Source organism: Streptomyces sp. NPDC097981 (assembly GCF_040302565.1).
Taxonomy (GTDB): Bacteria; Actinomycetota; Actinomycetes; order Streptomycetales; family Streptomycetaceae; genus Streptomyces.
Genome location: NZ_JBEORW010000008.1, coordinates 159,623 through 170,934 on the forward strand (window position 1 = coordinate 159,623; position 11,312 = coordinate 170,934).

Genomic DNA, 11,312 nt, shown 5'->3' on the forward strand with positions numbered 1-11,312 from the left:
CTCCAGGGGCGTGCGGGGTGGTGCGAAGGCAAGGGGATGGCTCAGGCACCGGCGGCGCGGCGGAGCGTGGGACGGGCCTTCGGCGCGTCGGTGAGCAGGGCGGCGGTGCGGGCGGGGGTCGGGTGCTGGAAGATCTGGCGGATCTTCAGCTCCCGGCCGAGTTCGGCCCGGATCCGGCTGATCAGTCGGGTGACCAGCAGGGAGTGGCCGCCCAGGGCGAAGAAGTTGTCGTCCGGGTTGACCTCGTCCCGGTCGAGGACCTCGGCGTACAGGGCGCGGACGCGGTCCTCGGTGCTGCCGTCCGGGTCCGCGGCCGGCTCCGGCGCGGCGGGGGCGGCCGCGACCGTGCGCGGGGCCGGGCCTTCGACCGAGCCGACCGGCCGCTCCGGGGCGGCCGCGAGACCGCGCAGTACCAGGGCCAGGTCCGCCGCCAGCCGCTCGGCGCTCGTACGGTCGAACAGCTCGGTGGCGTAGGTGAGTTCCCCGGTGAGGCCCAGCGGGGTGCCGTCGGCGGCGCGCTGCTCCCCGAGGTCCACGCCGAGGTCGAACTTGGACACCGCCCACTCGACGGGGTGCGGCTCCGCCGTGAGGCCCGTCAGGCGGGGCAGGGCGGGCGGCTCGTTCTGGACCTGGAGCAGCACCTGGAAGAGCGGGTGCCGGGCGAGGGACCGCTCCGGATTCACGCCCAGCACGACCCGCTCGAAGGGCACGTCCTGGTGGGCGTAGGCGGCCAGGTCGGTCTCCCGGACCCGGGCGAGGAGGTCGGTGAAGGCAGGGTCGCCGGAGACGTCGGTGCGCAGGACCAGGGTGTTGACGAAGAAGCCGACGAGGTCGTCCAGCGCCTCGTCCGTGCGGCCCGCGACGACGGTCCCGATCGGGATGTCCGTGCCGGCGCCGAGGCGGGACAGGAGCACCGACAGGCCGGCCTGGAGGACCATGAAGAGGGTGCAGCCGTGCTGCCGGGCCAGTTCCAGCAGCCGTCCGTGCAGCTGCGCGTCCAGCTCCAGGGGGACGGAGCCGCCCGCGAAGCCCGCCACCTCCGGACGGGGCCGGTCGTAGGGCAGGGTCAGCTCGGCCGGGGCGCCGGCCAGCTCCTTGGCCCAGAAGCCGAGCTGACGGGTGATCAGCGCGTCCGGGTCGCCCTCCGCGCCGAGCACGGACCGCTGCCAGACGGTGTGGTCCCGGTACTGCACGGGCAGCGGCTCGAAGGCGGGTTCTGCGCCCCCCAGGCGGGCGGCGTAGGCGGTGGCCAGGTCGGCCAGGAGCGGCCCCCACGACCAGCCGTCGGTGGCGATGTGGTGCACCACCAGCACCAGCACCCACTCTTCCCGACCAAGCTCCAGCAGCCGGGCCCGCAGCGGCAGTTCGGCCGAGATGTCGAAGCAGTGGCCCGTCACCTCCCGTACCGCGTCCGCGACGGCACCGGCCTCCGCGACGGCGAGGACCTCCAGCGGCACCGCGGCCGCCGCGCCCTCCTGCAGCCGGATCACCGGCTCGCCCCCGCACTCGTCGAAGACGGTCCGCAGCACCTCGTGCCGGGCCACCACGTCGCCGAGCGCCGCACGCAGCGCCGGCGCGTCCAGCGGACCCCTCAGCCGGTAGGCGAAGGGCACGTTGTGGTGGCCGGACGGGCCCTCCGCCTGGTGCGCGAACCACAGCCGGTGCTGCGCCGAGGACAGCGGCGCGCCCTGCCCGGGCTCCGCACGGCGCAGCGGCGGCCGTGCCCGGTCGGCGCTCCCGGCCAGCTCCGCGAGGGCGGCCACGGTCTGCGCGCGGAAGACGTCGCGCAGCGCCAGCTCGACCCCGAGGGCCGTACGGATCCGGCTGACCAGCCGGGTCGCCAGCAGCGAGTGGCCGCCCAGGTCGAAGAAGCCCGCGTCGGCGGCGACCGCGTCGAGGCCGAGCACCTCGGCGAAGAGCCCCGCCAGGATCTCCTCCCGGGGGGTACGGGGGGCACGTCCGCCGGAAGCGGGCAGCGCGGGCTCGGGCAGGGCCCGGTAGTCCACCTTGCCGTTGGGGGTCAGCGGCAGCGCGTCCAGGACCAGGACGTACGAGGGCAGCATGTAATCCGGCAGCAGCCGCTCCAGCCGACGCCGCACCGAGGGCCCGGAGACCTCCCCGACCACGTACCCGGCCAGCCGCTTCTCGCCGTCCGCGGCGGCCCGCACGGCGACCACGGCCTGGCGGACGCCCGGGCACGCGGCCAGCGCGGCCTCGACCTCGCCGGGCTCCACGCGGTAGCCGCGGACCTTCACCTGCTCGTCGGCCCGGCCGAGGAACTCCAGCAGCCCGTCGGCCCGCCACCGGGCGAGGTCGCCGGTGCGGTACATGCGCGTCCCGGGTGCGCCGAACGGGTCGGCGACGAACCGCTCCGCGGTGGCCGTCGGCCGCCGGTGGTAGCCGCGCGCGATGCCGGCACCGGCGAGGTACAGCTCGCCCGGGGTGCCCGGCGGCACCAGCCGCATCCGCTCGTCCAGCACGTACGCACGGGTGCCGTCCAGGGGGCGGCCGATCGGCACCGGGCCGTCGGCGTCCGCGGCGCCGGTGATCAGGTGGGAGGTCGCGCAGAGGGTCGCCTCGGTGGGCCCGTACAGGTGGCGGACCACGGTGTCCGGGCAGGCGGCCAGCACGGCGCGGACCGCGGCGGGGCTGACGACATCGCCGCCGGTCAGCACCTCGCGGACGCCGGCCAGCAGGCCGGGGTCCTCCTCGGCGACCACGCGCAGCAGACCGGCCGTCAGGTGCACGGCGGTGATGCCCGCCCCGCGGATCAGGGCGCCGAGACCGGCGACCGTCGGCTCGCCCTCGGGGGCGACGACGACCTGCCAGCCCGACAGCAGCGCCACCCACAGCTCGTAGTCGGCGATGTCGAAGGCGTGCGGCGCGTGGAACAGGACGCGCTCGGCGCCCCGGGTGTGCCAGCCCCGGTCGGCCACGAGGTCCAGGACGTCCCGGTGGGTGACGGCGACGCCCTTGGGCTCGCCGGTCGAGCCCGAGGTGTGCATCAGGTACGCGAGCTGCCCGGGCGGGCACGGCGCGGCCGCGAACTCCCCTTCCGGCGCGTCCGCCGCGGTGACCAGGACCGTACGGTCGCACTCCAGGCCGAGCGGGGCGAAGGCCTCGTCGACCAGCAGGACGGGGCAGCCCGCGTCGGCCAGGATCTTCTCCATGCGCGCGGCCGGGTACCCGGTGTGCAGCGGCACGTACGCCCCGCCCGCCTTCAGGACGGCCAGCATCGCGACGACGACCTCGGGGGAGCGGGCCATCAGCACGCCGACCGGGGTCTCGGCGCCGACCCCGTACCCGGCCAGGCGCCGGGCCAGCCGGTCCGCTCGCCGGTCCAGCTCCCCGTACGTCATCTCGTCCGGGCCCGCGACGAGGGCCACGGCGTCCGGGTGCAGGGCGGCCCGGCGGGCGAACTCCCGGTGCACGCTGCCCGCCGCGGTCTGCTGCGGTCCCTGCGGCAGCCAGGCGGAGAGCAGCTGCTCGCGCTCCCGCTCCAGCAGCACCTCCATTGCCGAGACCCGGCCGCGCGGCGCGCGCACCGCGGCGCGCAGGACTCCCCGCAGCCGCTCCACGAGCGCGCGCACGGTGGCCTCGTCGAACAGGCCCGTGCGGTACTTGGCGACCGCATGCAGCCCCTCGCCCGCGGAGCCCGCCTCGGTGAACTGCAGCGCCAGCTCGAACTCGGCCTGCGGTACGTCGACCTCCTCGGTCACCGCGGTCAGCCCGGGCAGGTGCAGTGCGGCCGTGGCGGTCGCCCGGCGCATCGTCAGTGCCACCTGGAACAGCGGGTGGTGGGAGAGGGAGCGGCGCGGGTTGACCGCCTCGACGACCTGCTCGAAGGGGACGTCCTGGTGGGCGAAGGCGGCCAGGTCGGTGTCCCGCACCCGCTCCAGGAGTTCGGCGAAGGCCGGATCGCCGGAGACGTCGGTGCGCAGCACCAGGGTGTTGACGAAGAAGCCGACCAGCTCGTCCAGGGCTTCGTCGCTGCGGCCCGCGACGACCGTCCCGATCGGCACGTCGGTGCCCGCGCCGAGCCGGGACAGCACCACCGCCAGAGCCGCCTGGAGCACCATGAAGACGGTGCACCCGTGCGCCCGGGCCAGCGCCTCCAGCTCCGCGGTAAGCGCCGCGTCCAGGCCGAACCCGAGGGCGGCGCCCGCCGGATCGGCCACGGCGGGCCGGGGCCGGTCGGTGGGCAGCGCGGGCTCCTCCGGCAGCCCCGCCAGCGCGGTGCGCCAGTGGGCCAGCTGCTCCTCGGCGACGCCGGCCAGCAGGGCGCGCTGCCAGAGGGTGTAGTCCGCGTACTGCACGGCGAGCGGTGCGCGCGGGCCCGGGCCCTCGCCCGTACGGGCCGCGTAGGCGTGCGCCAGGTCGGCCAGCAGCGGCCCCCAGGACTCGCCGTCGGTGGCGATGTGGTGGAGAGCCAGCACCAGCGTGTGCTCCTGCGGCCCCGAGGCCAGCAGCGCGGCCCGCAGCGGCACCTGCGCCGCCAGGTCGAAGGGGCGGCCCGCGACCTCGGCGACGAGCCCATCCGTCCCGGCGTCGCCGGTCGAGTCGAGGAGCTCCAGCGCCGGCGGGGCCGGGGGCAGGACGACCTGACGGGGCTCGCCGTCGGTCTCCGGGTGGACGGTGCGCAGGATCTCGTGCCGCTCGGCCAGGTCGGCCAGCGCGCCGCGCAGCGCCGCCACGTCCAGCGGGCCGCCGAGCCGGACCGCGACCGCGCTGTGGTAGGCCGGGTTCGGCCCGTCGAGCCGGTCCAGGAACCACAGCCGGCGCTGCGCCGGGGAGAGCGGCAGCTGCGCCGGGCGCGCCTGCGTCCGCAGCGCGGGACGGGCCCGGTCCGCGCCGTCGATCAGCGCGGCGAGCGCGGCCGGAGTGCGGGCGTTGAACACCTCACGGATGCCCAGCTCCGCACCGAACGCCCCGCGCACCTGCGCCACCAGCCGCATCGCCAGCAGGGAATGGCCGCCCAGCTCGAAGAAGTCGTCGTCGGCCCCCACCTCGGGCAGGTCAAGCACCGACGCGAACAGGCCCGTCAGGATCCGCTCCCGCTCGGTGCGGCCGCCGCGGCCGCCGGTGCGCAGGGCGGGGGCGGGCAGGGCCCGCCGGTCGAGCTTGCCGTTCGGCGTCACCGGCAGCTCGTCCAGCACGACCACGGCCGGGACCATGTGCTCGGGCAGCGCGGCAGCCAACTCGCTGCGCACCCCGGCGGGGGTCGGCGCGGCGCCCGGGCCGGGCACCACGTACGCCACGAGCCGGGGATCGCCCGGGCGGTCCTCGCGGACGACGACCGCCGCGTGGGAGACGCCCGCGCAGCCCGCGGCGGCGTTCTGCACCTCGCCCGGCTCGATGCGGAAGCCGCGGATCTTGACCTGGTCGTCGGTGCGGCCCAGGTACTCCAGGACGCCGTCGGCCCGCCAGCGCACCAGGTCGCCCGTGCGGTACATGCGGGCCCCCGGCTCGAAGGGGCAGGCCACGAACCGGTCGGCGGTCAGAGCGGGCCGGCCGAGATAGCCGCGGGCCAGCTGCACGCCGGCCAGGTACAGCTCGCCCGCGGTACCGGGCGCCACCGGGGCGAGCCGGCCGTCCAGGACGTACGTACGGGTGTTGGCGGCGGGCCGGCCGATCGGGACCGTGGCGTCCCCGGCCCGGCAGGACCAGAGCGTGACGTCGACCGCGGCCTCGGTCGGGCCGTACAGGTTGTGCAGCTCCGCGCCGGGCAGGACCCGGAAGAAGGCGTCCTGGGTGTGCGGGGGCAGCGCTTCGCCACTGGCGATCACCCGGCGCAGTGAGCGGGCGCCCGCCGCGGCGGGCTCGCGCAGGAACACGTCGAGCATGGACGGCACGAAGTGCGCGGTGGTGACGGACTCCCGGGCGATCAGGTCGGCCAGGTAGGCGGGGTCCTGGTGGCCGCCGGGCTTCGCGACCACGAGGGTCGCCCCGGTCAGCAGCGGCCAGAAGAACTCCCACACCGAGACGTCGAAGCCGCTCGGCGTCTTCTGCAGCACCCGGTCCCCGGCCCCCAGGCCGTACTCCCGCTGCATCCACTCCAGCCGGTTGACGATGGCCCGGTGCGGGACCAGCGCGCCCTTGGGGCGGCCGGTGGAACCGGAGGTGAAGATCGCATACGCCGGGTGGTCGGGCAGGACCACCGGCCGCGGTGCGGGATCCGCCGCGGGGAGCGGGGCGTCCAGCCGCAGCGTCGGCGTCCCCGGCGCCTCCCAGCCGGTGCTCAGCACCAGCGCCGGGGCGGCGTCGGCCATGATCCCGAGGTTGCGCTCCCCGGGCTGGCCGGGGTCGACGGGCAGGTAGCCGGCGCCCGCCTTCAGCACCCCGCACAGGGCGACCATCAGGTCGAGGGAGCGCGGTACGGCGACCGCCACCAGGCTCTCCGGTCCGATGCCGCGGGCCGCGAGCACGTCCGCGAGGCGGCCCGCCCGCTCGTCCAGCGCCCGGTAGGTCAGGGACTCCCCCTCGAAGACGACGGCTGTGGCGTCCGGGGTCCGGGCCGCCTGCTCCGCGAGCAGCGCGGTCAGCGTCGATTCCGGGAGGGTGGCGGCGGTGTCGTTCCACTCGGCCAGGACCCGGTGGCGCTCGGCCGCGGTCAGCGCGTCCAGGACCTCCACCGGCGCGTCCGGGTCGGCCGTCCAACGCTCCAGCAGCCGCACCAGCCGCTCGCCCAGCTCCCGTACCCGCTCGGTGCCGATGAGCCCGGGGTGGTGGCTCAGCCGCAGCCCGAGCGCCGCGCCCGGCTCGACCACAAGGGTCAGCGGGAAGTGCGTGGTGTCCCGGAACCGGATCCGCGCCTCCAGCCCGAAGCCGGGCAGGTCGAGCGCGTAGTCGCTCATCGGGAAGTTCTCGAAGACCAGGTTCGTGTCGAAGAGGGCGGAGGGTGCACCGGCCAGCTTCTGGATCTCCGTCAGCCCCAAGTGGTCGTGGTCCACCAGCTCCGCCCGCTCCCGCTGGAGCTCCGCGCAGACCCGGCGCAGCGGGGCGGCCGCGTCGATCCGGGCCCGCACGGGCACGGTGTTGATCAGCATGCCGATCATCCGCTCCGAACCCGGCAGTTCGGCGGGGCGGCCGCTGACCGTGAGGCCGAAGACCACGTCGTCCTGCCCGGTGGCGCGGGCCATGAGCACCGCCCAGGCGCCCTGGACCACGCTGGTCAGGAGCAGCCCGCACTCCCGGGCCCGCGCGGTCAGCGCCGCCGTCCGCTCCTCGTCCAGCCGCACCACCACGTCCTCAGGGGTGGCGCCGGGGGAGACCCGGCCGGTGCCGTCCGCGATCCGGCCGGGCGCGTCGAGACCGGCCAGGGCGGTGCGCCAGGCCTCCTCGGCGGCGGGCCGGTCGCAGCGCGCGAGGTGCGCCAGGTACTCCCGGTAGGGCCGCACCGGCTCCGGCTCGCCACCCGCGTACAGGGTGAACAGCTCGCGGAAGAGCAGCCCGAACGACCAGCCGTCCAACAGGATGTGATGGGCCGTCACCAGCAGCCGGTGCCGGTCGTCCGCCAGCCGCAGCAGGGTGAACCGCAGCAGCGGCGGGCGGCGGCTGTCGACGCCCTGTGCCCAGTCCTCCTCCGTCAGCTCCGCGGTGCGTGCGGCGGCCGCCCCGGCGGGCAGGGCGCCGAGGTCGTGCTCCTGCCAGGCCGGCTCCATGTCCCGGCGGACCACCTGGACGGGGTCACCGTTCTTGCGGTGGGTGAGGACCACCCGCAGGTTGGCGTGGCGGCGCAGCAGCTCCCCGGCAGCCCGGCGCAGCCGGCCCGCGTCGAGCGTCCCGTCCAGGTCGACGGTGAACTGGGCGATGTAGAGGTGCTTGGAGTCCTCGTCGTACCCGGAGTGGAAGAGCATGCCCTCCTGCAGCGGGGAGAGGGGCAGGACGTCCTCGATGGCCGGCCGGCTGGTGTTCATGGCTGGTGTCGCTTTCTGGGAGACCGCCGGAGAGCGGCGGCGGGGCGGGGGTGCGGTCCGGTCGGGGTCAGAGGAGGCCGAGGGAGGCCGCGAGGTCGTCCAGTTCGTCCTGGCCGATCGCGTCGAGCGTCAGGGCGGAGGCGGGCGGGACGGTGGACGGGACCGCGGGGCCGGTGCGGTCGGCGTGGACGGTGAGGGCGCCGAGCATCCGGAACCAGCCCTCGGCCAGCGCCCGGACCTCCGCCTCGTCGTGGACGCCGTCGGCCCAGGCCCAGTCGGCGTGCAGGACGGGTCCGTCCGCCGATTCCAGGACGAAGGCGTTCACCTCGACGGCGTGGGCCATCGGCATGCCCGGGCCGGGGGCGTCGAGCCGGGCCCCGTGGGCGGGCAGCAGCTGCCAGTCGCCGCCGCCCGGACCGCCCAGCCGGCCCAGGTAGTTGAAACCGAGGCCGGCGGGCTCCGCCGCGGCGAGCTCCTTGCCGATGACCGGGTCGAGGTGGCGCAGCAGCCCGTACCCGATGCCCTTGCGCGGGATCGCCCGCAGCTGCTCCCGGACCCGCCGCAGTGCCTCACCGGCGGTGGGGCCGCCGTCCTCGGCGTCCGCCGCGCCCAGGCCGTCCAGGGCGAAGCGGGTGGGGAAGAGGGTGGTGAACCAGCCGACCGTACGGGAGAGGTCGGATTCGCCGCCGATGTCCTCCCGGCCGTGGCCCTCCAGCTCCACCAGGACCTCCAGGCCGCACGGCCGCCACCGGGCCAGGGCCAGGGACAGCCCGGTCAGCAGCACCTCGTTGGCGTCGGCGCCCAGCCGGTCGGCGACCGACGTCAGCAGCGGCCCGGCCGTCGCCGCGGGCAGGCTCAGGGCGAGGTGCCCGGCGCGGTCCTCGTGGTCGCGGGCCGGGTCCAGCGGGCGGCGGCCCGCGATGCCCGCCCCCGGCCGCACCACACCGCTCCAGTACGGGGCTTCGGCCGCGGTCCGCTCCCCGGCCGCCTCCGCGGCGAGCAGCTCCGACCAGCGGCGGAACGAGGTGGCCACCGGGTCGAGCGCGCCGGCGGGGGCCCGTCCGGCGGCGACCGCCTCCCAGGCGCGGGAGAGGTCGCCGGTCAGCACCCGCCAGGAGATCCCGTCCACGACCACGTGGTTGACGACCAGGGCCAGCGCCCCGGGCAGCCCGGCACCGGCGTCGAACCAGACGGCCTGCACGATCACCCCGCCGCCCACCGAGAGCCGGTCGCGGGCCGCGCGCACCTCCCGCCCGACCTCCTCGGCAGTGGCCTCGCGGCCCTCCGTCGCCACCCGGCGCAGGCACTCCGCGGCGTGCACCGACCCGGCCGGGCGGGTCCGCCAGCCGGAGCCGTCCCGGACCACGCGCAGCATGTCGTGCCGGTCCAGGACCGCCTGGAGCACCTCGGCCGCGCTCTGCCCGGTCAGCCCGGCCGGGGTCCGCACCACCAGGTACTGGTAGTAGCGGTCGGCGGGCCCGCCGCGCCCGTCGAGCCAGTGCATCACCGGCGTCGGCCGGACCGGCCCGACCCCGTCGTCGGCACCCGACCGGGCGGACCGGGCCAGCGGCCGGGCGGCGGCGGCCAGGGCCGCCACGTCCGGCAGGGTCAGCACGTCCCGGACGGTGATGCGCAGCCCGGCCCGGCGGGCCGCGCCGACCACCTGCACGGCGATGATGCTGTCACCGCCGAGCCGGACGAAGCCGTCCTGCGGGCCGACCTCCGGGATTCCGAACAGGTCCGCCAGGACACCGCACAGGATCCGCTCCGCCTCGGTCACGTCGATTCCCCTCATAGTCTTCCTCGTTCTCGTTCGCCGCGGGCCTCCGCGGGCCTCCGCGTGCTTGTCAGACGGCGGTGCGGGCCGGGGCGAACAGCGTCCGCAGGGCGGCCCGGTCGACCTTTCCGTTGGCGGTCACCGGCAGGTCCTCCACGGGCCGGAAGTGCCGGGGCACCATGTACGCGGGCAGGTGCGCTGCGCACGCCGCGGCCAGCTCCACGGGCCCGGGGCCGTCCGCCCCCGTCCGGGTCCACACGGCCGCGAGCCGGCGCGAGCCCGCGACCTCCACCGCCACCACCACGGCCCGGCGGACCCCCGGGACCGCGCCCAGGACCGCCTCGACCTCGCCGGGCTCGACCCGGTACCCGCTCACCTTGAGCTGGTCGTCGGCCCGGGCCACGAAGTGGAAGTCCGCCCCGTCGAACCGGACGACGTCCCCCGTGGCGTACGTGCGGCGCGGGGTCCCGTCGCGGTGGGGCAGGGTCCGGAAGCGGGTCGCCGTCAGCTCCGGGTCGCCCAGGTAGCCGAGGCCGACACTGCCTCCGCCGACGACCAGCTCCGCCTCCTCGCCCGCCGCGAACGGCCGCAGCACGCCGTCCGCCTCGCGCAGCAGCTCCGCCCCGGCGACGGCACCTCCGATCGGCGGGTGCTCGGGCCAGGACACGGCCTCCCGCGGGTCCAGCCGGTACTGCGTGACCACGTGGGTCTCGCTGGGCCCGTACTCGTTGACCAGGGCGACCCCGGCGGCCGCGCAGAACTCCCGCACCTCGGAGTTGACGACGAGGCGCTCGCCCGCGACCGCGATCTCCCGCAGATCGGGCATCGCGTCCGGTTCGAACACGGCGGCCGTGGCCAGCGCGTGCAGCCCCACCACCGGCAGGAACAGCCGGGCGACGCGCTGTTCGCGGATCAGGTCCATCAGTGCGAAGGGGTCCTGGCGTTCCTCGTCGGAGACCACGACCAGCGCGGCCCCGGCCAGCCAGGTGGTGACGATCTCCTCGTAGCCCACGTCGAAGCCGATCGAGGCCGCCTGGAGGGTGTGCGGCGGGCGGTCGTGGGCCCAGTGCCGCACGTGCCAGTCGCCGAGCGCGGCCAGCACCGACGGCGGAACGGCCACCGACTTGGGTTCACCGGTCGATCCGGACGTGGGGATGACGTACCCGACGGTCCCCTCGCGCAGCTCCTCCAGCGGGGCGCCGCGCAGCTCGCCGAAGGCGACCTCGGAGGGGCCGAGCCCGGTCGGCGCGGTGTGGTCGGGACGGACCAGCAGGGCGCAGAGCCGGGCGATCCGCGCGGCCCGCGGCGCGGGCATGCCCGGGTCGACGCAGACCACGCCCAGGCCGGCCCGCCAGGCGCCGAGCACCGCGGCGCAGCGCTCCCAGGACCGTTCGCCGTGGACGGCGACCACGTCGTCCGGTCCCAGGCCGCGGGCGGCGAGCCCGCCCGCGATCTCGGCGGACAGCCGGTCGAGTTCGCCGTACGTGTGGGCGACGCCGCCGTCGACGACGGCCACCGCCGCGGGGTCGCGCCGGACGGCGCGGATCAGGGGCCGGACGAGCGAATGCCGCGGTCCGCGCGCGTCGTCGGTGTGCATGGACGTTCCTTCTGGGGAGGGT

General features: G+C 76.5%; 3 protein-coding genes. All 3 read right to left on the minus strand.

The window, feature by feature from the left end; all coding sequences use genetic code 11:
• Positions 1 to 41 precede the first annotated feature (41 nt).
• The 3 genes from ABTY04_RS10700 to ABTY04_RS10710 all read right to left on the minus strand — a co-directional run bounded on the left by ABTY04_RS10700 (position 42) and on the right by ABTY04_RS10710 (position 11,290).
• Complete coding sequence (locus tag ABTY04_RS10700; protein WP_352212987.1) at positions 42 to 7,916, minus strand: non-ribosomal peptide synthetase; 7,875 nt, start codon at positions 7,914 to 7,916, stop codon at positions 42 to 44.
• A gap of 67 nt (positions 7,917 to 7,983) precedes the next feature.
• A complete protein-coding gene (locus tag ABTY04_RS10705; RefSeq protein ID WP_352212988.1) occupies positions 7,984 to 9,711 on the minus strand; it encodes a condensation domain-containing protein in 1,728 nt (575 codons plus the stop codon).
• Between the two features lie 52 nt (positions 9,712 to 9,763).
• Complete coding sequence (locus ABTY04_RS10710; protein WP_352212989.1) at positions 9,764 to 11,290, minus strand: AMP-binding protein; 1,527 nt, start codon at positions 11,288 to 11,290, stop codon at positions 9,764 to 9,766.
• Between the last annotated feature and the right edge of the window lie 22 nt (positions 11,291 to 11,312).

What these genes read in the sequence shown, in the direction of transcription:
- ABTY04_RS10700 (WP_352212987.1), bottom strand. Translation starts at nt 7,916, where the DNA reads ATGAACACCAGCCGGCCGGCCATCGAGGACGTCCTGCCCCTCTCCCCG.
- ABTY04_RS10705 (WP_352212988.1), bottom strand. Translation starts at nt 9,711, where the DNA reads ATGAGGGGAATCGACGTGACCGAGGCGGAGCGGATCCTGTGCGGTGTC.
- ABTY04_RS10710 (WP_352212989.1), bottom strand. Translation starts at nt 11,290, where the DNA reads ATGCACACCGACGACGCGCGCGGACCGCGGCATTCGCTCGTCCGGCCC.